The sequence below is a fragment of the Roseibium suaedae genome, from assembly GCF_900142725.1.
GTDB classification, from domain to species: Bacteria; Pseudomonadota; Alphaproteobacteria; order Rhizobiales; family Stappiaceae; genus Roseibium; species Roseibium suaedae.
Window position 1 is genome coordinate 1 of the sequence record NZ_FRBW01000001.1, and the last position, 20,255, is coordinate 20,255.

At 60.3% G+C, this 20,255-nt stretch carries 21 protein-coding genes; 6 read left to right on the top strand and 15 right to left on the bottom strand.

Going from position 1 to position 20,255, the window contains the following annotated elements; genetic code table 11:
* Positions 1 to 281: 281 nt before the first annotated feature.
* Positions 282 to 2,195, bottom strand: a complete 1,914-nt coding sequence (locus BUA94_RS00005; RefSeq protein ID WP_073007164.1) for an FAD-binding monooxygenase — start codon at positions 2,193 to 2,195, stop codon at positions 282 to 284.
* 144 nt (positions 2,196 to 2,339) lie between these two features.
* Here BUA94_RS00005 and BUA94_RS00010 point away from each other — a divergent pair, with 144 nt between their 5' ends.
* Positions 2,340 to 2,783, top strand: coding sequence for a MarR family winged helix-turn-helix transcriptional regulator (locus BUA94_RS00010; protein ID WP_073007167.1), 444 nt, complete (start codon positions 2,340 to 2,342; stop codon positions 2,781 to 2,783).
* A gap of 79 nt (positions 2,784 to 2,862) precedes the next feature.
* Here BUA94_RS00010 and BUA94_RS00015 read toward each other — a convergent pair whose 3' ends face one another.
* The 4 genes from BUA94_RS00015 to BUA94_RS00030 all read right to left on the bottom strand — a co-directional run bounded on the left by BUA94_RS00015 (position 2,863) and on the right by BUA94_RS00030 (position 7,133).
* Positions 2,863 to 3,849 (bottom strand): TRAP transporter substrate-binding protein, encoded by a 987-nt coding sequence (locus BUA94_RS00015; protein WP_073007169.1) that lies wholly within the window; start codon positions 3,847 to 3,849, stop codon positions 2,863 to 2,865.
* An 89-nt stretch (positions 3,850 to 3,938) separates the two neighbouring features.
* Positions 3,939 to 5,246, bottom strand: a complete 1,308-nt coding sequence (locus BUA94_RS00020) for a TRAP transporter large permease (protein ID WP_073007175.1) — start codon at positions 5,244 to 5,246, stop codon at positions 3,939 to 3,941.
* Positions 5,246 to 5,746 (bottom strand): TRAP transporter small permease, encoded by a 501-nt coding sequence (locus tag BUA94_RS00025; protein WP_073007178.1) that lies wholly within the window; start codon positions 5,744 to 5,746, stop codon positions 5,246 to 5,248. The genes BUA94_RS00020 and BUA94_RS00025 overlap by 1 nt, the downstream gene beginning before the upstream one ends.
* A gap of 211 nt (positions 5,747 to 5,957) precedes the next feature.
* On the bottom strand, positions 5,958 to 7,133 hold the full coding sequence (locus BUA94_RS00030; protein ID WP_073007181.1) for a LysR family transcriptional regulator: 1,176 nt from the start codon (positions 7,131 to 7,133) through the stop codon (positions 5,958 to 5,960).
* Between the two features lie 407 nt (positions 7,134 to 7,540).
* Here BUA94_RS00030 and BUA94_RS00035 point away from each other — a divergent pair, with 407 nt between their 5' ends.
* Genes BUA94_RS00035 through BUA94_RS00050 form a run of 4 tightly spaced genes read left to right on the top strand, consistent with a single transcriptional unit; the run spans position 7,541 to position 10,993 of the window.
* Positions 7,541 to 8,275: a PIG-L deacetylase family protein gene (locus tag BUA94_RS00035; RefSeq protein ID WP_073007184.1), complete on the top strand. Its 735-nt coding sequence runs from the start codon at positions 7,541 to 7,543 to the stop codon at positions 8,273 to 8,275.
* A gap of 22 nt (positions 8,276 to 8,297) precedes the next feature.
* The gene (locus BUA94_RS00040; protein WP_073007190.1) at positions 8,298 to 9,260 is read left to right on the top strand and encodes a VOC family protein; all 963 of its coding nucleotides are present in this window, start codon (positions 8,298 to 8,300) and stop codon (positions 9,258 to 9,260) included.
* A gap of 1 nt (position 9,261) precedes the next feature.
* Complete coding sequence (locus tag BUA94_RS00045; protein WP_073007192.1) at positions 9,262 to 9,933, top strand: 4-carboxy-4-hydroxy-2-oxoadipate aldolase/oxaloacetate decarboxylase; 672 nt, start codon at positions 9,262 to 9,264, stop codon at positions 9,931 to 9,933.
* On the top strand, positions 9,926 to 10,993 hold the full coding sequence (locus BUA94_RS00050; protein ID WP_073007195.1) for a 4-oxalomesaconate tautomerase: 1,068 nt from the start codon (positions 9,926 to 9,928) through the stop codon (positions 10,991 to 10,993). The genes BUA94_RS00045 and BUA94_RS00050 overlap by 8 nt, the downstream gene beginning before the upstream one ends.
* Before the next feature lie 38 nt (positions 10,994 to 11,031).
* On the opposite strand, the gene BUA94_RS00055 is transcribed toward BUA94_RS00050, so the two are convergent.
* From BUA94_RS00055 to BUA94_RS00085, 7 genes are all read right to left on the bottom strand, one after another.
* On the bottom strand, positions 11,032 to 11,814 hold the full coding sequence (locus BUA94_RS00055; RefSeq protein ID WP_073007198.1) for an SDR family NAD(P)-dependent oxidoreductase: 783 nt from the start codon (positions 11,812 to 11,814) through the stop codon (positions 11,032 to 11,034).
* A 2-nt stretch (positions 11,815 to 11,816) separates the two neighbouring features.
* Entirely contained in the window at positions 11,817 to 12,665 is an 849-nt protein-coding gene (locus BUA94_RS00060; protein ID WP_073007200.1) for a fumarylacetoacetate hydrolase family protein, read from the bottom strand.
* Positions 12,665 to 13,090, bottom strand: coding sequence for a cupin domain-containing protein (locus BUA94_RS00065; RefSeq protein WP_073010530.1), 426 nt, complete (start codon positions 13,088 to 13,090; stop codon positions 12,665 to 12,667). Before BUA94_RS00065 ends, BUA94_RS00060 begins: the two co-directional genes overlap by 1 nt.
* 63 nt (positions 13,091 to 13,153) lie before the next feature.
* Complete coding sequence (locus BUA94_RS00070; RefSeq protein WP_073007203.1) at positions 13,154 to 13,552, bottom strand: RidA family protein; 399 nt, start codon at positions 13,550 to 13,552, stop codon at positions 13,154 to 13,156.
* Complete coding sequence (locus BUA94_RS00075; RefSeq protein WP_073007206.1) at positions 13,542 to 13,961, bottom strand: acyl-CoA thioesterase; 420 nt, start codon at positions 13,959 to 13,961, stop codon at positions 13,542 to 13,544. The genes BUA94_RS00070 and BUA94_RS00075 overlap by 11 nt, the downstream gene beginning before the upstream one ends.
* 36 nt (positions 13,962 to 13,997) lie before the next feature.
* Positions 13,998 to 14,780, bottom strand: a complete 783-nt coding sequence (locus tag BUA94_RS00080) for an SDR family NAD(P)-dependent oxidoreductase (protein WP_073010533.1) — start codon at positions 14,778 to 14,780, stop codon at positions 13,998 to 14,000.
* A 7-nt stretch (positions 14,781 to 14,787) separates the two neighbouring features.
* Positions 14,788 to 17,103: a bifunctional salicylyl-CoA 5-hydroxylase/oxidoreductase gene (locus BUA94_RS00085; protein ID WP_073007208.1), complete on the bottom strand. Its 2,316-nt coding sequence runs from the start codon at positions 17,101 to 17,103 to the stop codon at positions 14,788 to 14,790.
* 206 nt (positions 17,104 to 17,309) lie between these two features.
* Between BUA94_RS00085 and BUA94_RS00090 the strand changes: the two genes are divergently transcribed.
* Positions 17,310 to 17,822: a MarR family winged helix-turn-helix transcriptional regulator gene (locus BUA94_RS00090; RefSeq protein WP_073007211.1), complete on the top strand. Its 513-nt coding sequence runs from the start codon at positions 17,310 to 17,312 to the stop codon at positions 17,820 to 17,822.
* 33 nt (positions 17,823 to 17,855) lie between these two features.
* On the opposite strand, the gene BUA94_RS00095 is transcribed toward BUA94_RS00090, so the two are convergent.
* Genes BUA94_RS00095 through BUA94_RS00105 form a run of 3 tightly spaced genes read right to left on the bottom strand, consistent with a single transcriptional unit; the run spans position 17,856 to position 20,252 of the window.
* Entirely contained in the window at positions 17,856 to 18,539 is a 684-nt protein-coding gene (locus tag BUA94_RS00095; RefSeq protein WP_175557963.1) for an ABC transporter ATP-binding protein, read from the bottom strand.
* Positions 18,539 to 19,288 (bottom strand): ABC transporter ATP-binding protein, encoded by a 750-nt coding sequence (locus tag BUA94_RS00100; RefSeq protein WP_073007214.1) that lies wholly within the window; start codon positions 19,286 to 19,288, stop codon positions 18,539 to 18,541. Before BUA94_RS00100 ends, BUA94_RS00095 begins: the two co-directional genes overlap by 1 nt.
* Positions 19,281 to 20,252: a branched-chain amino acid ABC transporter permease gene (locus BUA94_RS00105; RefSeq protein ID WP_073010540.1), complete on the bottom strand. Its 972-nt coding sequence runs from the start codon at positions 20,250 to 20,252 to the stop codon at positions 19,281 to 19,283. The genes BUA94_RS00100 and BUA94_RS00105 overlap by 8 nt, the downstream gene beginning before the upstream one ends.
* Positions 20,253 to 20,255 lie beyond the last annotated feature (3 nt).

Below are 20,255 nucleotides of genomic sequence, written 5' to 3' on the forward strand. Positions count from 1 at the left end.
CCGCAACCAAATAAACAAACCGTCCGCAAGGGCGGTTTTTTTGTTTGGAAACGGAGACAGGGGAGAGCCTCGCATTCGCGGGGCTTTTTGCGTTCTAAACTCTCCGCCACCGAACCCCAAAACACTGCCGGGAAAGCTCAAACCTAACGAGTGTAAACCCTCCGCATATGTACCTTCAGAACATCAACAAACCCGCGAATAGGCTCATGACGCAAACAAAATGGACGCGTAACCAAAAATACTTCCAAAACTGGAAAAAGATCTGAGGTGAATTGCAAAGTTCACAATTGATAAAGCCGGGCGAAGAACGTGCTCAGTTCAGAAAAACCATCCAACGGGAGTATGTGCCCTATGTATTGATCGGGGCGAACGATCACAATGCAGCCATGCGTCCTGTCGATCCCTCTGAGGTCGAAGATATCATGGCCATTCCTGCGGTCCGCACAGAATACCTTCTCGTAGTCAACGAGGCCGAGTTTTCCCTTTCTTGGCAACAAGAGGGAAGGCAGGGTTTCCAGCGCTAACTCGCGGCTGGATTGTTGGAATATGACGCGAAAGTCCAGAAACGCATCCAGATCTGCGCCCACTGGCGTATGCGTGAGGATTGGGGATGCATCGTCTGTCTGCAGGAACTGGCAAAGCTGAGCGATTGAAGAAGATGACAAAGATGGGTCTTCGTTCGGACAGAAGGCGAAGAGACGCCAGCGGGTGTCCGCAGTGACTGTGTGACCGAGCTCAACGCGCTTGGCATCGGCAAGCCGGATTACCGGGCTTGAATGAAAGCGAGTGCCAATCTCGAAACCAGTCGCATGACTTTGCCAGGTCGGCATCCCGGTCAGGCGCGAGTTTTCGTATTTGACCGACATGCCTGCGGTATAACGGCCGTGTTCGATAAAATAGCGCTGGAACCTCGGTGTCTCGCCAGACGATGAAACTCCCGATTCCGGGCGTTCGCTCATGATCTTGGACCACTTTCGGTCGAAATCGATGAGCTCCTGGGCAACCCTCTGCCGTTCGCTGGAATAGCTGTGAAGCAATTGCGGCGTGCTGTGTCCTTGCAGAACATGCACGAGTTTCCAACCCAGATTGAATGCGTCGCCCATTGAGACATTCATGCCCTGGCCGGCTTTTGGACTGTGGGTGTGACAAGCGTCGCCAGCGATGAAGACACGAGGAGATCTGCTTTCAGTTTGATCCTGTGGCACATCATCGAACTTGTCGGTCAGTCTCTGCCCGATTTCGTAAACCGACCACCAGACGACTTCTTTTGCGCTAAAGGAATAGGGCCTGAAGATTCGCTGTGCCGCAGCGACCAGATGATCTACGGTCATGGTCCGGTTGGAAACGCGCTCGCCTGGGTCAAGCTTGTCGAGTTCGATATAAAGTCGAACCAGAAATCCGCCCTCACGCGGAATGATGATGACATTTCCTTCCTTCGCGGATTGGATCAGCGTCTTGCATCGAATATCCGGGAAATCCGTGACAGCGAGAACGTCCATCACGCCCCAGGCTTGATTGGCGGAGTCCCCGATCAATTCTCGACCGATGGCCTTGCGGACGGCGCTTCGGGCGCCATCGCAACCGACCACATAGCGAGCCTTTACAGTCACCTGCTCTCCATCCCTGTCAGAGTCAATCCTCTGCATGGTGACGGTAACCGGATAGTCGGTATCGTCCGGGTCAACAGTCAAACCGGTGAACTGAAGAGAGTAGTCTGGTTCAAGACGCGTCCGAGAATTGCGCATGACTTCGAGAAACATGTCATGAACCCGCGCTTGATTGAGGATCATGTGGGGCATTTCGGACAGCCCGTCCTCGACATCCTGGATGCGGCCGTTGCGAACAATGTGTTCTGGGTGCTCCGGATCAGGCTTCCAGAAGGTTGTCTCGTTGACCCAATAACCTTGCTTCAGGATTTTCTCAGCAAATCCGAACGCATTGAACATTTCCATGGAGCGACAAGAAATGCCGTCTGCTTGCCCTTTTTCCAAGGGGCCAGACCGTCGTTCGACGATGCGGGTGACGATGTCTGGAAAGGCGGAAAGCTGAGCGGCGAGAGTTAGACCAGCAGGTCCACTGCCAACGATGAGGACGTCCACTTTTTCAGGAAAACCGGCACCAGACTCCTGAAAACCGGGGGCCGCTTCGAAGATTTCCGGATCGCCTGGGCGAAAGCCATTGAGATGATACTGCATGATGCGTCCTCCCACGCCAAACTAATAAGTGTACATACTAAATTCGAAAAATGAGCGAGGTCAATTCCAAAAAGTAAGTGGACTTATAATTTTTGATATCGCAGTTTGGCCAAAAGCGGCGGCATTCGATGAAAGGTACAAGTGATGGCTGTTAGTTCCCTGATGCCCGGTCATCTCATTCGCAGGCTGCATCAGATATCGTCTCAGGTCTTCGCGCAGCGGGTGAAGGAGGCTGGTTTTGATTTGACCCCTGTGCAATTCGCCGCGCTGGATTCTCTACGGCATCATCCGGGGATCGATCAGGCGGGGCTTGCTGAAAAGGTCGCAAAAGACAAGGCAACGATCGGCGCGGTCATCGAACGGCTGGAGCAAAAAGGCTTGGTCGAGCGCCTGATCAATCGGCATGACAAGCGCGCACGCAAATTGACCTTGACCGAGGAGGGCGAGGCTCAGGTTCTTGCCTTGATCCCCGTTGTTGAGGCACTTCAGAGGGAGATACTTCCCACGTTGAGCGAAGCCGAATACCAGCAGTTTATCTACCTGGCTGCAAAGGCGAGCGGAATTTCAGGCGGGGGAGGCGAGGGATAGACTGCAATCGTAAGAGACAAGAAAACCCGCCTGACATAACCAGGCGGGCGAAGATTTGCAGACTGTCTAGCCGAGGCGATCAGTTGCCTTTCAGTGCCTTCACAAAAGCGCTGGCTTCGAGGCCTTGGGCGTCAGCTTCTGCAATGATCTTTTCAACGGCAGGCCCGCTGGCGGCGTTGAATTTTGCGGCTTCCTCGGGAGCAAGGGTGATGATCTCTTTCCCGTCTGTTGCCCCGAATGCTTGCAGAGCCTTGTCGGCAATGCCGCGCCAGGCCGCGCTGCCATTCAGGGATGCCTGACGGCCGGCGTCGAGAACAGCCTTTTGCTGATCTTCCGTCAACCCGTCAAAGCTGTCCCGGTTCATGATCATGAAGAAGTCGGACATGGTCGTGTCCATGCCGGAGGTGATGTATTTCGTCACCTCCGCAAGCTTGAATGCCTTGAGGGTCGTGGCATCGATCATGGCGCCGTCAATCACGCCGGTCTGCATGGCGTTGTAGATTTCGGGAGCCGGCATGGAGACAGGTGTTGCCCCCCAGGCTTCAACGATAAGTCCGGCGTTGCGGGATGGTACGCGGATCTTGAGCCCCTTAAGATCCTCCAGGACGTGCACCGGCTTTGAGGCGGTGAAGAGGAGATTGGGGGCGTTGTTCCATAGTCCGACGAGAACGACTCGGCGGTATTCATTCGACAGCAGGTCGATGTTCGCCTGGATGCGTTCCGTGCCGGTTTCCGGAGTGATCACACCGGGGAGTTCGGTCAGAAGGGTTTTAGGGAAATTAGCCGCCGTGTAGCCCGGCAGGCCAAAACCGATGTCCAGAACACCTTCCACGGTACGGTTATATTGTTCCGCAGGGCCAGGTCCGAGTTCGCCGCCCATATAGGTTTTGACGGTGACGGCACCGCCTGTCGCGTCTTCTATGGCCTTTGCGAAAGGTGCGTAGGTTGACTCGACAACAAAATGGTTAGGCGGCTGAAAATCTCCGAGCTTCAGTTCGGTCGCAGAGGCAAGCTGCGGCGTCAGCAACAAAGCCGCGAGCGCCGGGATCAGGGATTTCGTAAACATCAGGGTTCCTCCTCTAGGTCAGTCCGGCCCGCGTTCCTGGAATATGAGGCCGTCTTGATTTGTCTGTGCAGGTTGCGTGGCCTGCGGAACTACTTGCCGAACATTGTGTTGGGCAGAAGCAAGGCGATGTCCGGAATGGCGATGATGAGCAGCAGTCCGGCAATCATCGCCAAAAGGAAGGGCGTCACGCCCCGGAAGATGGTCGTCAACGGTACGTCTGAAGCGACACCACGGACGACAAAGACATTCAGCCCAACCGGCGGGGTGATCATGCCCATCTCGATGACGATCACCGCGACCACGCCGAACCAGACCGGATCGAAACCAAGACCCGTGACGACCGGAAAGACGATGGGAATGGTGATGACGAGCATGGAGAGCCCGTCCATGAACATGCCGAGCAGGATGTAGGCCAGGATGATCACGAACAGCGTTCCGTAAGCGCCAAGGCCCAGGCTGCCGAGTTCCTGTCCCAGGGTTTCCGGAATATGGGTCACCGCAAAGAAGGGATTGAGTACATTGGCGCCGATCACGATGGCATAGAGCATTGCCGAGGTGCTGAGCGTGCCGAGGACGGCTTTCTTGAAGTCGGCAAAGGACAGACGACGCTGGATCAGCGCCAGCAGCAGCACAAGCGCAGCGCCAATGCCAGAGGCTTCGACGGGGGTGAAGATGCCGGCATAAATGCCGCCGATGGACAGGAAAATGACCATCAGCAAGGGGGCTGCCTGCCCAAGAATGCGGAACCGGTCAGACAGGCTGACAGCTTCGCCGCGAGGGCCAGCCTCGGGATTGCGCAGGGCGATGATCCAGATGGCGGCCATGAACAGGAGCGTCAGAAGCAGGCCGGGGAGGATGCCAGCCATAAACAGGCGTCCAATGGATTCTTCCGTCAGGATGGCATAGAGGACGAAGCCGGTGGATGGCGGGATCAGGAAGCCAAGTGTTCCCCCGGCGGCGATCGAGCCTGTCGAGAGGCTGGGCGCATAACCGAGCCGCTTCATTTCCGGCAAGGCAACCTTGCCAAGGGTGACGGCCGTTGCCACGGACGAGCCGGACACGGCGGCAAATACCGCGCAGCCAAGAACGGATGCGGAGGCCAATCCGCCGCGGAAGCGGCCGACCCAGGCAAAGGCCGCATCGTAAAGACCCCGGCTGAAGCCCGCAGCCGATGAGATGTTGCCGAGCAGGACGAACATCGGCACGACAATCAGATTGTAGTTCGAGACGGCGGAATAGCTTTCCGTCAGAAGCACTCCGCCTGCCCCCTTCAGTCCTTCCAGCCCCCAATAGCCGCAGAACCCGACGATCAGCATGGCGAAGGCCACTGGGGTGCGCAGGATGAGAAGCACAAACAGGCAGGCGATACCGGTCAGACCGGCTGCAATCGGGGTCATCACTTGGCTCCGCGAACAAACAGGATCAGTACGAGCTGAAAGACAAAGACCAGAACGCAGAGCCCGGCACCCAGGGCGAGGATCGTGTAGAAGGGCCAGATCGGCATGCGCAGCATGTTGGTTGCATCGCCCCATTTCCAGGCGTCCAGTGCCTTCAGCACGGCGCGATAGGTGAGAACCGACAGAATGGAGGCGGACAGAAGTCTGGTCAGGATGTCGCCAGCAAACCGGCCCCACCGGCCCAGCATGGTCTCGAAAACATCCACGGCGACGTGTTCTTCGCGGAACGTGCAATAGGGCAAAGCGGACATCACCAGAGCGACGGCGGTGAGCTGCACGATTTCGTTGACACCAAGCAACGGCGAGCCAAAGGCATAGCGCGCCACAACTCCGGCCGACACGATGGCAACGATGGCCAGAAGGCAAAGCCCGCCGATGATGGCGAGGCAATAGGTTGTCCGGTCGAGATCGGTCGACCAGCGGTCACTGTGGTTCCGCATGAGGTTTCAGGCCCTTGAACACGCGTCTTTGTGGTCTGCGATGAAGGATTGGCAGGTTTGGCTGCCGGGCGCTGCGGCCTGGTTCCAGGTATGACGCATGACGGCTCCCCCCTTCATTTTGCGCATGAAGCAAAGCTCCATTGGCGGCGAGACTACTGGAGTCCCGCCCGGGGTGACCAATTCAAATCCGTCTGGACAGGATTAGTTCAAGCTATAGCGGGGTTCCGGATGCGCCTTGCCGGAGGAGATCCAGAAGCAAGGTCTGGGCCTTTGTGGGAGACCAGTTCATGCGGTAGGTGAGGCCGATTGGCCGGCCCGGCCAGTTCGCGCCGGATTTGATTTCGCTGACAAGGCCGCGCGAAATCTCGGCCTGAGCCTGAGCGCTGGAGATGCAACCCAGATGGTCGCTGGCATCCAGCACTTCCCGCATCAGCAGGATTGAGCCGGCCTCGATGATGCTGTCGGGCGGTGCGCCATCGGAAAAGAAGGCGTCGAACTGCTCTCTTGCAGGGGCATCCTTGCGCGGCACCACCCAGCTGCAAGTGCGCAGCACTTCATGGGGAAGGTTGTCCTGTCCAACGAAGGGGTGATGATTGCCCGCGATGATCGCAAGCCGATCGTCGAAAAGGCGTTCCTGCACGATGTCGCCAATGGGAGCAGGCTGGCGCAGGGCGCCGACAATCACGTCGATCGCTCCACGGCGCAGGCCGCTCAACAATTCGTCATAAGGCCCGTCGATGACCTGCAATGCATGGCGCGGGCGCTGTTTGCGGAACTTGACGAGCGCATGCGGCAGAAGCACGGAACGGGACATTGGCAAGGCGCCGACGACGATCTTGCCGGCTTCTCCCCCCTCAAGGTCTGCAAGATCCGTATCGGCAAGGTCCAGCTCGTGAAAGGCGAGCATGACCGCCTGCGTCAGGGACCGTGTGGCACGGGAGGGGATGATGCCGAAGGAGCTGCGTTCGAACAGGCGTCGGTCGGCCTCTTGTTCGATCTGGGAAATGGCCCGGTGAACGGTCGGCTGGGCCAGGCCAAGCCGGCGGGCCGCCAGCGTGAAATTCTCCGTTTCCGTCACCGCAACCAGGGCCTGGAGCTGGGCGGTGGTTGCCGTCAGCTTGAGCCTCGGGGAAATGTCTGAGAGCGCTGGATCCAGAATTTCAAAAGCACGGCGAACCCGGTCGGCGAGGGCCTTGCCGCGCTCTGTCGCAAAGAAACCCTTGCGGGTGCGGTTGAAAAGGGGGCCGCCATATTCACGCTCGAGCTTGCCGACGGCCTGGGTTGCGGCTGGCTGGGACACATGGGTCAGATCGGCTGCACGGGACATGGAGCCGGTCTGGATGACAGCCAGAAATAGTCTGAGATGGCGCAGGTTTCTGGAGGTCATGATTCTTGCCCCGGAGCGAAAAGGCGAGGAGGAGCAAGGAGCAAGGAAAGGTACAGGGAGGCCGGAGGCAGAGAACCACACAAGGTCCCCCAAGGCTGAGAACCAGCATATCCGGCGTATGAAGCCAACTGTCCCGCCTCCGTTGCTCAGGCCTTCTGAAGGTCTGCCGCTTCGGGAGCGGGCAGACGAGCCCTGCAACTATAGCGGATCATGCCGACGCCGTCCGTTTCTTTCTTCATCCTGGAGGGGCGCAATTTTCCGCAGGAGAGCAAGGGAAATTGGCATTGCAACCGCAGGATTATGCGTTCCGCATAGCCTGAACTTATACCGCAGAACGTGCTTTCAAATTGTCTCTCAAGGGCTTCGCATGAAATGACTCTGCAAACGAAAATCGGGGAGACGCTTTCATGGCGGACAGGAAGACAGCTCTGGTGATCAGCGCGCATGCCGCAGATTTTGTCTGGCGGTGCGGCGGCGCGATCGCCCTTCATGCGGACAAAGGCTACGATGTGACCGTCGTCTGCCTTTCTTTCGGGGAGCGCGGAGAATCGGCCAAGCTCTGGAAACAGCCGGGCATGACCCTCGAGGCGGTCAAATCCGCCCGCCGGGCAGAGGCGGAAAAGGCGGCCAAGGCCCTGGGGGTCCATGATCTGGTCTGCATGGACCTTGGAGATTATCCGCTGGATCTCGGCCGGGAGGAGAAGAACCGGCTGGTCGAAGTGATCCGCAAGGTTCAGCCCGCCTTCATGCTCTCCCATTCCAAATATGACCCCTACAACACCGATCACATGTACACGACCCAGGTGGCGCTGGAGTGCCGGATGATCGCTCAGGCCTGGGGGCACAACCCGGGAGAAAAGGTGCTGGGCGCACCGCAGCTTTATCTGTTCGAGCCGCATCAGACCGAGCAAATGGGCTGGAAGCCGGACACTTTCCTGGACATTACCTCTGTCTGGGACAAGAAGCGGGCTGCCATCGAATGCATGGAGGGGCAGGAGCACCTGTGGGAATATTACACCCGGGTCGCCATCAATCGCGCAAATCACTTCAAGCGTAATTCCGGCGGCCAGTCCGGCGGGCGTGATTGCAAATATGCGGAGGGCTTCGAGTCCATCTTCCCGCGCACGGTCGACGAACTGTGAGAGCCTGAGGGAGGAAGCTGCAATGGAACCCTGTTTCGACATTGCCCATCTGGCGCATGTGGAAATGTACACGGACAAGTTCGAGGAAAGCCTCGATTTCTTCACCCGTGTCTATGGATTGAAACTCTCCGGCCTGGACGAGACATCCGCCTATCTGCGCGCCTGGGATGATTATGAATTCCATTCCCTGAAGCTGACCCGTCACCATACGACCGGCGTTGGCCATATTGCCTACCGGGCAGCCTCCGAGGCTGCCCTGATGCGGCGGGTCAAAGTGATCGAGGAAAGCGGATACAAGGTGATTGGCTGGGTGGATGGAGATCGCGGCCACGGCAAGGCGTTCCGCTTTGAAGACCCCTTCGGTCATGTCTTCGAGATCTATTACGACACGGTCTGGTTCGAAGCCAAGGAAGAGCGCGAGAAGGCGGCTTTGAAAAACACGGCCTCTGCCTTTACAGGGGCTGCGCCCCGCCGTCTCGACCACCTCAATCTTCTGAGCGAGGATGTGAGCGTCTTCCGGACCTTCATGGAAACGTGCCTCGGCAGCCGGGTGACGGAAATGATCCAGCTGGACAATGGCCGGATTGGCGGCTGCTGGTTCACCGTCAACAACAAGACCTATGACCTTGCCTGCACGGAAGAGCATGGCGGTGCCGTGGGGCGTCTGCATCACGTCACCTATGCGACGGATCAGCGGGAAGACATTCTGCGCGCTGCGGACATCTTTCTGCAGAACGGGGTCCATATCGAAACCGGCCCGCACAAGCATGCCATTCAGGGCACGTTCTTTCTCTATGTCTGGGAGCCGGCTGGCAACCGGGTCGAGCTGGCCAATGCCGGTGCACGCCTGATCCTTGCGCCGGATTGGGAGCCGGTGATCTGGACCGAGGCGGACCGCAAGAAGGGGCAGGCCTGGGGGCTGAAGACCATCGAGACCTTCCATACCCACGGCACGCCGCCAACGGACGGAAAGAAAGGGCACTGACATGGCTGTTGTCGTTCAGAACGTGCAGCGTGCCGATCGGGCCGTGATCGAGGCGCTGGGCCGCGCGGGCATTGCGACCGTGCATGAGGCCCAGGGCCGCAAGGGCATGCTGGCGAGCTACATGCGCCCGATTTTTGCCGGAGCGCAGGTAGCTGGGTCCGCCGTCACCATTTCGGCGCCTCCCGGCGACAACTGGATGGTTCATGTGGCGATCGAGCAATTGCAGGCCGGTGACATTCTCGTACTTGCGCCGACATCACCCTGCGACAACGGCTATTTCGGCGATCTTCTGGCAACCTCGGCCATGGCGCGAGGCTGCAAGGGGCTGGTGATCGATGCGGGCGTGCGCGACATTCGCGACCTGACTGCCATGGGCTTTCCCGTCTGGTCAAAGGCGGTTTCAGCACAGGGAACGGTCAAGGAAACTCTTGGCTCCGTGAACATTCCGGTGGTTTGCGCAGGCGCTCAGATCGAGGCTGGCGACATTATCGTTGCCGATGACGATGGGGTCTGTGTGGTCAGGCGCGCTGAGGCGGAAACGGTCCTGGCCGCAGCTGAAAAGCGGCTTGCGGCAGAGGAGGCCAAGCGGCAGCGCCTGAGTGCGGGGGAACTCGGGCTCGATATCTACGACATGCGCGGGCGGCTCGCGGAGAAGGGCCTGAAATATGTCTGAGGCGGGCATTCCCTGTCTCTGGATGCGGGGCGGCACGTCCAAGGGCGCCTATTTCCTTGCCTCGGATCTGCCTGAGGACCCTCAAGCCCGCGATGATCTGCTGCTCAGGATCATGGGATCGCCAGATCCGCGCCAGATCGACGGAATTGGCGGGGCCGATCCCTTGACCTCGAAGGTTGCGGTTCTGTCTCCTTCCAGCCGGGAGGATGCGGATGTCGATTATCTCTTTCTTCAGGTCTTCGTCGACCGGCCGGTCGTGAGCGGTGCCCAGGGCTGCGGCAATATACTCGCAGGCGTCGGACCAGCCGCCATCGAACGGGGGATTGTGGCTTCCCGGGACGGAGAAACCGAAGTCCGTATTCATATGGTCAACACGGGCGAGATTGCCGTCGCCCGGGTCAGGACGCCAGCCGATCGGGTCTGCTACTCCGGCGATGCGGATATTGCAGGCGTGCCCGGCAGGCACGCCCCCGTGCCACTGATGTTCCAGAACATTGCGGGTTCCATGTGCGGAGCCTTGCTGCCGACCGGCAAGGCGGTTGATGTCATTGATGGGGTTGAAGTGACCCTGATCGACAATGGCATGCCGTGTGTCATCCTGAGCGCAGCTGATTTCGGCCTCACCGGCAAGGAGAGCCCTGAATATCTGGAGGCCGATGGGGCGCTCAAGGACCGGCTGGAGGCAATCCGGCGAAAAGCCGGCCCCCTGATGAACCTCGGGGACGTCGAAAATTCTTCGGTCCCGAAGATGACACTGGTGTCCGCGCCGGAACAGGGCGGGGCAATTGCCACGCGCAGCTTCATTCCGCACCGGGTCCACGCGTCCATTGGGGTCTTTGCCGCCATCACCGTCGCAACGGCAACCCGGCTCCCGGGCAGTCCGGCCGCCGGGTTCTGCCAGCCGCCGGAGGATGGCCGCTACCGGATCGAGCATCCAAGCGGTGCGATGGAGGTCTTCCTGGATATTGCTGAGGATGGCACCATCAAGGGCGCAGGCAACATCCGCACGGCACGGAAGCTCTTTGACGGTCTGGTGTTTCCGCGAGAGCGAATAGGCTGAAGGGCGGCCTGAACACAGAGGCTCAGGCCGCCACAAGATCAGCTTTCGTAGATACCGGTTTGCGAGGCGACGCCCCGGTAGGCTGCACCGGCGGTGAAGCCGCCATCAATGACGAAATCCTCGCCGGTGATGAAGCTCGAGGAATCGGAGGCGAGGAAGAGCACCAGCTCCGCGATTTCCTCCGGCTTGCCGCTCCGTTTCATAGGTGTCATTTCGATCATCGGCTTCAGATGCGGCGACGAGGCATTGAGGCCCGTGACCACAAGACCAGGACAGACCGCATTGACGCGGATGTTCTTCGACACCAGCTCCATGGCCGCCGTTTTGGTCAGGCCGCGCAGCGCCCATTTGCTGGACGTATAGGCCGGGTCATAGTGACCGGAATAGCCGCTGTTGGACGCGATGTTGACGATCGATCCGCCGCCGCTTTCCGCCATCAGGCCGGTTGCCGACTGAATGCCCAGAAACGCGCCGGACAGGTTGACCTTCATGACCCTCTCGAAGGCCTCCAGAGAGGTCGTGCCGATCAGGGTGCGGTTGATGATCCCGGCGTTGTTCACGAGGATATCAAGGCGCCCCTTCCAGTCTCTGGCAAGGTCGATCACCGCCTGCCAGCTGGCGGCGTCGCAAACATCAAGCCGGATGAAGCGGACTTCCCGTCCTTCCGCCTGAAGCTCTTTCTCGAGCGCGTCGCCTTCTTCGGTCAGGACGTCGGCGATGATGACCGCTGCTCCCTTGGAAGACAGGAGGCGGACTTCCGCCTCCCCCTGTCCACGGGCGCCGCCGGTTACGATCGCCAGTTTGCCGGTGAGGTCGGTCATGCTCAGTCTCCTGCCGCGACCGTGGTCTGGCTTTGGGTGCCAAGACCGTCAATGCCGAGCGTGATCACCTGGCCAGCCTTCAGGAACACCGGATCCGGCTTGATGCCCATGCCGACGCCCGGAGGTGTGCCGGTGGCGATGATGTCACCCGGCTCCAGGGTCATGAACTGGCTGATGTAGCTCACCAGATGGGCCACGCCAAAGATCATGGTCGCGGTTGAGCCGTCCTGACGGCGCACTCCGTCCACCTCCAGCCAGAGGCGGAGGTTCTGGGGATCGGCCACCTCGTCACGGGTCACCAGCCAGGGGCCGGTCGGGCCGAACGTGTCGTGGCTCTTGCCCTTGGTCCACTGGCCGCCACGTTCGGACTGGAAGGCCCGTTCCGACACGTCATTGATCACGCAATAGCCTGCCACATGGGACAGGGCATCGGCCTCGCTGACATATTTGGCGCGCTTGCCGATGATGACGCCCAGTTCCACTTCCCAGTCGGTCTTCTTCGAACCACGGGGAATTTCAACTGCATCATTCGGGCCGCAGATCGCGCTGGTGGCCTTCATGAACAGGATCGGCTCTTCCGGAGGAGCCTTGCCTGTTTCCTTGGCGTGGTCGGCATAGTTGAGGCCGACGCAGATGAACTTGCCAGTTCCGCCAACACAGGGGCCAATGCGCTCGGGCTCGATGACCGGCAAGCTTGCCGGATCAAGCGCCCGCAGCTTGTCCAGTTCGGCATCGCCAAGCACGAGGCCGGCAATGTCGGGGATGATACCAGAGAGGTCGCGGACCTTGCCGGAGCCATCGAGAAGGGCGGGCTTTTCGGCGCCCGCCGGGCCATGGCGAAGGAGTTTCATCAGGCGCGCCGGAAACCGGTGAGAACGGAATCATCCACGTCAGGCAGGTTGACGACGATATTGTCCGGAGTGCGGGTGGTCAGCCAGACAAGCTCTTCCGTGGTCGACATGTTGACTTCGATATGCGGCCAGTTCGGCGGCACGAAAATGAAGTCGCCTTCTTCCATGTCGAGAAACTCGGACCAGTTCTCGCCGAAATAGATGCGGCCTTTGCCCTTCAGCACATATCCGCCGGTTTCGGCTTCGCCATGGTGATGCGGCAAAGAGCGGTAGCCCGGCTCGTTGGAGACCTTGCCGAACCAGATGCGGGTGGCCGGAGTGTGCTGGGGGCCGACGCCGCTGATGCGCACGCAGCCGCCGGACTGGCCGGTCTGCTGATCTTCCTGACCCTTGCGGGTTACGACGGGCATCACTTTCTCAGTCATGATTTCCTCCACTTGGTGTCATTCATCGCGGCCAGTGTTCTGGACGCGGCAAGGGTATATCGATCAGTCGGGAACGACGGCGAGCGCCTGGATTTCGACCTTCGCCCGGTCTTCCATCAGGGCGACGACCTGCACGGCGGCCATGGGCGGGAAATGCCGTCCGATGATGTCGCGATAGGCGGCGCCAATGTCCTTGAGGCTGGATTTGTAGGCCTCGCGGTCGGTGAAGTACCAGGTCATCTGGATCAGATGCTCGGGCTTTGCGCCTGCTGCTTCCAGAACGCTGACGATATTGATCAAGGTCTGGCGGACCTGATCGACGAAATCATCGGAATGAAACTGGCAGTCTGCATCCCAGCCGATCTGGCCCCCGACCTGGACGATACGGCCCCTGGCGCTGATGCCGTTGGAATAGCCGATCGGCTTTGCCCAGCCATCGGGCTGAATGATTTCATGCTTCATCTTTGGGCTCCAGATAGCGCGACAGGCCTGCCCGGATGTCATCGGGCCATGCGCGGGACTTGTGGTCTTCGGTGGATGTCAGGACGATGCGCTGGCGTACAGTCCAGATGATGTCGCCGCGCACGCGTACTTCGGTTTCGAGATCGAGAGAAGAGCGGCCGATGGCGCGCACATGGACGGCAAAGTCCAGAACGTCGCCGTAAACAGCAGGCTTCACGAAATGAAGGTTCATGGTGACCGTCGGGAGGCCGAGCTTGCGCTCGAACATGATCTCCTGCCAGGTGATGCCGAACGAAGCGAACATGGCTTCGTTGACGTCGACCAGCATCGACAGATAGGCCGGGTGATAGGCAATCCCGGTCAGGTCGCAATCGCCGAAACGCATCGGCTTTGAAATGGTGAAGGGCATCGCGCCTCTCCCTGCTGTTCTTCTTGTCTGAGGGCGTCAGCCCGCTTGAACTTCGCCGCCGGCCACTGCAATGGCCTGGCCTGTGATCGACCCCGCATCTGGGCTGGCAAGCCAGGCAACCGTACTTGCCACTTCCTCCGGCCGGATCAGCCGCCCTTGCGGGTTGTGCTTGGTGAATTCGGCCAGGGTTTCGTCCCGGCTCCGGCCCGTCTTGGCGGTGATGGCGTCGATCGCGCTGGTGAGGATCGGGGTGTCGGTGAAGCCAGGGCAGACGGCGTTGACGGTGACGCGAGTCTTTGCGAGCTCGAGCGCCAGGGCGCGGGTCAGACCGATGACGCCATGCTTGGCCGCGCAATAGGCGGAGACATAGGCATAGCCGGTGATGCCCGCCGTCGAAGCAATGTTGATGATCCGCGCGGGCTTTCCGCTGGTCTTCAGATCCGGCAGAACCGCCTGGGTCACGTTGAAGACCCCGGTCAGATCGACGGAGAGCACATGGCTCCAGAGTTCCAGGCTGGTTTTTTCAAACGGGGCGCTGGGCGCTTCGCCCGCGTTGTTGACGAGGATGGTGACGGGGCCGAAGGCCTCATGCGCAGCTATCAGACCGCGATGGATCGCGGCCGGATCAGTCACATCGAAGCCTGATATCGTCAGAGCACATGCGCCAAGCTCATCCGCAAGCGCTTCAAGCGGTGCGCTGCGGCGGCCTGCGAGCGAGACTTTCGCTCCATCCGCGGCAAACCGGCGGGCAATCGCGGCCCCGATGCCGCTGCCGGCACCGGTGATCAGCACATGCTGAGAGGGAGAGACCTGGTTCACGTCCGCCTCACTGAGCTGCTGCGGCCGCACGGGCCAGGTTGGTTTCAAACTGCCCCTTGCCGGAAACATACTGCTTGGGCCAGGGCACGTTGGTCAGGCCGATCCTGGCGGCTTCGTGCAGTGTCCAGGCCGGGTCGGCCAAATGCGGACGGGCGACGGCGCACAGATCGGCGCGGCCCGCTGCGATGACCGAATTGGCATGGTCTGCCTCGGAGATCGCGCCGACCGCGATGGTCGGAATCTGGATTTCGTTGCGGATCTTGTCGGAGAAGGGGGTCTGGAACAGGCGGCCATAGACCGGCTTTTCGCCCTTCCACACCTGACCGGAGGAGCAGTCGATCAGATCCGCCCCGGCGTCCTTGAACATGGCCGCAAAGATTGCCGCGTCTTCCGGCGTGTTGCCGCCTTCGAACCAGTCGTGGCAGGATAGGCGCACGGAAATCGGCTTGTCCTGCGGCCAGATCTCGCGGATGGCGCGGAAGACTTCCAGCGGATAGCGGGCGCGGTTCTCGTGGCTGCCACCGTATTCGTCCTCGCGCAGGTTTGTCAGCGGCGACAGGAAGCTGGACAGCAGATAGCCGTGGGCGCAGTGGAACTCCAGCCAGTCGGCACCGGCCGCCTCTGCCCGTCTTGCCGCGGCCACGAAATCATCCCGGACCCGGTCCATATCCTGCCGGTCCATGGCTTTCGGCGTTTGGCTGTTGGTCAGATAGGGCAGGGCCGATGCGGAGAGAAGCGGCCAGCCGCCGTCCTCGAGCGGCTGATCTATGCCTTCCCACGCCAGCCTGGTCGCGCCTTTGCGGCCTGCATGGCCAAGCTGGATGCCAAGCTTGGCGCGGCTGTTGGTGTGAACAAAGTCCGCCAGCCGTTTCCAGCCTTCGATCTGGCCGTCGTTCCAAAGGCCCAGACAGCCCGGCGTGATCCGCGCATCAGGAGACACGCAGGTCATTTCCCCGAAGACGAGACCGGCGCCGCCAAGGGCACGGCTGCCCAAATGAACGAGATGGAAATCGTCGAGAATGCCGTCCTTGGCCGAGTACATGGCCATGGGCGAGACGACGATGCGGTTGGGCAGGGTCACGCCGCGCAAGGTGTAGGGCGTGAACATGGGCGGCAGGCAGCGCTCGCCTTCTGCAGTGTTCAGGCCCGATTTGCTGGCAAACCAGCGCTCGTAGCCCTCCAACCAGGTCTTATCACGCAGGCGCAGGTTCTCATGGCTGATCCGCTGAGAGCGGGTCAGCATGGAATACATGAACTGTTCCGGCTCCATCGTATCCGCATAGCGGTGGCCGACGACCTCGAACCATTCCATGGCGTTGCGGGCGGCATTCTGGATGCGTGCCACGTCGACCCTGCGGACTTCCTCATAGGCGTCGAGAACGGCCGGGATCTTTTCCCGGTCATGGCCGAATTTCTGGAACTGGTTGGTCAGCTCGATGGCATCGTCGATGGCGAGCTTCGTGCCAGAACCGATGGCGAAATGGGCCGTGTGAGCGGCATCGCCCATCAGAACCACGTGGGAATTGCCGTTGAAATGGCTCCACTTGCCGCAAATCAGCCGCTGGAAGTTCAGCCAGGCAGAGCCGCGCATATGGCGGGCGTTGCTGCGCAGGGGCACACCTTCGAGGACCTCGGAAAAGAGATCCTCGCAGAAGCCGATGGACTCCTGCTGGTCCATCTCGCCCAGGCCATGTGCCTGATAGGCTTCTTCGGTGGTCTCGATGATGAAGGTCGATGTGGTGTCGTCGAACTTGTAGATATGCGCCTGGAACCAGCCATGCTCGGTCTTGCGGAAATCGAAGGTAAAGGCGTCGAAGAGCTTGTCCGTGCCCAACCAGATGTAACGGTTCGGTCGGACGATCAGATCGGGCTGGAACACGGTCTCATAGCGGTTGCGGATACGCGAATTGACTCCGTCGGACGCGATGATCAGATCCGCATCCGGGAACTCCAGATCGCTCTCCACATCGGTCTCGAAACGCAGTTCGACGCCAAGCGCCTCGCAGCGGGCCTGCAGGATGTTCAGCAGCTTCTTGCGGCCGATGCCGACAAAACCATGACCGGTGGTCCGCTGGCGGGTGCCTTTGAACAGAACTTCGATATCGTCCCAGTGGTTGAAGGACTGCTGGATTTCCGCAGCGCTTTCGGCGTCCCAGGCGCGCATGGCTTCCATCGTGGCATCGGAAAACACCACACCCCAGCCGAAGGTGTCATAGGGGCGGTTCCGCTCGACCACGGTGATATCGTGCTCCGGATGAAGCTTCTTCATCAGAAGTCCGAAATAGAGGCCAGCCGGGCCGCCGCCGATGCATACGATACGCATTGCCATTCCCTCGGAAACTGTTGGAGCCTTAATTATTTTAAGTTTAAAGTAATTTGATTTTCGGCTGTGTCAATCCCAATCGAAAGGGCATGAGCGGTTTTTCGGTTGGGGCTATGCCGATTTCAGAAGCGGGCCTGCCTGGAGGGCAATTTGCTTGACTCTAGAGCCGGTTTATCCGCAATGCATTGCAGGCAAAGGGATGTGTGATGCTGAATGATCTGGAACTTGCGGCAGGGGATGTGCAGGGCGGTGGCAAGATGGAGCTGCGCCTGTGGCTGCGCCTTTTGTCGACCACCAAGCTGATTTCCCAGGAGCTGAGACGCAGGCTCCGCATCGAGTTCAACGTCACGCTGCCGCAGTTCGACGTCCTGGCTCAGCTTCACCGCGAACCGGATGGTCTGAGACTGGGCGATCTCTCCCAGCGCACCATGGTGACCAACGGCAACATCACCGGCCTGGTCGAGCGTCTTGAGACGGATGGCTTGCTGGTGCGCGAGCGCCTGCGGGAAGACCGGCGGGTGACCGTCGCGCGTCTGACGGAGCATGGCCGCAGCGAGTTTGAGCGCATGGCGCACGCCCATGAAAGCTGGCTGAAGGAGCTGATGCGGGACATGGATCCCGAGGTTCTGACCAGCCTCTTTTCCCATGTCAGCGAAATCAAGCATGCCGCTCTCACCCGCTTTGCCGCGACCGACGAGCTGGACGGCGCTCTGGACTGAACCACGGCGCCGGCACTTCTCTGATCCGGATCTTCAGACGCCCAGATACTGGTCCCGGACCGCTTCCGTGATCTCTGCCGGTTTGCCGGACCAGACGGATTGGCCATTTTCCAGAATGACGCATTTGTCTGCGACCGGAAGCAGTTCCGACAGGGTCTTGTCGACCACCAGGATCGACAGGCCATCCTGTTTCAGCGTGCGGATTGCAGCCCAGATGTCCTGACGGATCACCGGTGCAAGGCCCTCTGTTGCCTCATCCAGAATAAGCAGCTTCGGATTGGTCATCAGCGCCCGGCCGATGGCCAGCATCTGCTGCTCCCCGCCTGACAGGGTCATGGACGCCTGATGTCGCCGTTCGGCCAGACGGGGGAATAGGGCATTGACCTTCTCGAGCGTCCAGCGGCCCGGCCTTGCGGCGGCGACCAGGTTTTCATGCACATTCAGGGAGCGGAAACAGCGCCGCCCCTCCGGCACCAGCCCGATGCCGAGCCGGGCAACCCGGAACGCGGGCATCTTGGCCGTCTTCTGGCCACTGAAGCTGATCGAACCGGATTTCGCCGGTGTCAGATTGCAGATGGAGCGGATGGTGGTGCTCTTTCCCATGCCGTTCCGGCCCATCAGGGCGACCACTTCGCCTTCTTCCATCGCCAGATTGACGCCGAAGAGGGCCTGGCTGGCGCCATAGAAGGTGGCGATGTCCTTGACCTCGAGCAGCATCAGTCGTGATCTCCAAGATAGGCGGTTCGCACGGCGGGATCGCGGCGGATTTCCTCCACGGTGCCCGTGGCGATGATCTTGCCGTAAACGAGAACCGAAATCCGGTCGGCAAGGGCGAACACCGCATCCATGTCATGCTCAACGAGGAGGATTGGCGCTTCCTGTTTGAGGTCTGCGAGGAAGCTTGTTAGGGCGCGGGAGCCCTCCGGTCCCATGCCCGCCATGGGTTCGTCCAGCAGGAAGGCGCGGGAGCCAAGGGCAAGCGCGATGGCGATTTCCAGCTGCCGCCGCTCTCCGTGAGACAGTTCGGCAACCGGCAGCGACGCCCGGCCTGCGAGCCCGACCCGTTCCAGAGCCGTCATGGCAGGACCGGTCAGGGACGCATCGCTGCGCACCGGGCGGAAGAAGCGGAAGCTGGAGCCCTGCCGGGCCTGAACGGCCAGCATGACATTGCGCAGGGCGGAAAACTCCGGGGCGATGGAGGAGATCTGGAAGGTCCTTCCAAGGCCCTTGCGCGCTCTGGCGGCGACGCCGAGATGGGTAATGTCCTCGCCCATGAAACGGATCGTGCCGCTGTTCGGGGCATGGGTGCCGCAGATCTGGTGGATCAGCGTGGACTTGCCAGCGCCATTCGGTCCGATCAGGGCGTGGATCTCGCCTGGATGGAGATCGATGGTGACGTCATCCGTGGCGCGCAAGGCGCCAAAGCTTTTGACCAGATTGGAGATCTGAAGAACGGGCTCAGCCATGACGCACCTTTCCGGCCAGGAAGCCAAGAACCCCGCCCCGGGCAAAGAGCACGGTGACCAGAAGGATCAGGCCCAGGAAGAACTGCCAGCGTTCCGTCAGTTCGCCGAGATTATGCTCGATCAGAACGAACAGCGCTGCACCGGCCATCGGCCCGAAGAGACGTCCGGTTCCGCCCAGAATGATCAGGACGATGAGTTCCCCGGACATGTGCCAGGACATCATGGACGGGCTGACGAAGCGGTTGAGGTCTGCATAAAGCGCCCCGGCCACGGCGGTGATCATGGCCGAGAGAACAAAGGCCGTCAGCTTGACCGGGAAGGGATTGATGCCGACAGCCGCTGCCCGCACTTCGTTTTGCCGGACCACATCCAGGGCAGAGCCGAAGCGGGAGCCGCGCAGAACGGCAAGGATCGCGATCCCCGCCATCAGGGCACCGAACGAGATCAGGAAGAAGCTCAAGGGCTTCATCGTGTTCATGCCCGGAAAGGCATTGCGGACGAAGATCGACAATCCGTCCTCGCCGCCATAGGCGGGCCAGGAAATGGCGAAATAGTAGAGCATCTGGGCAAAGGCCAGGGTGATCATGATGAAATAGACACCGCTGGTGCGGATGCTGATCACGCCGATGACCACGCCTGCCACGGCCGCTGCGAGGGCGGCAACAAGCCAGATCAGCGGCATGGAGTTGCTGCCTTCCAGGCCGAAGATCATCGGGTCACCGGAAAAGGCGTGGCTGCCAAGGATGCCGGCAGCATAGCCGCCGATGCCGAAGAACACTGCATGGCCGAAGGACACCAGGCCGCCAAGACCGAGGGCGAGGTTCAGTCCGGTTGCCGCAAGGCCCAGAATGGCGATGCGGGTCGCCAGGGTGATGTAGAAGACCTGGCCAGCCGCCTCTGCGGCAATGGCTGCCGCCAGCAAGGCAAGGGCAAGGGCGGCATTGACGGTCCATTCGCGGGAAATCAC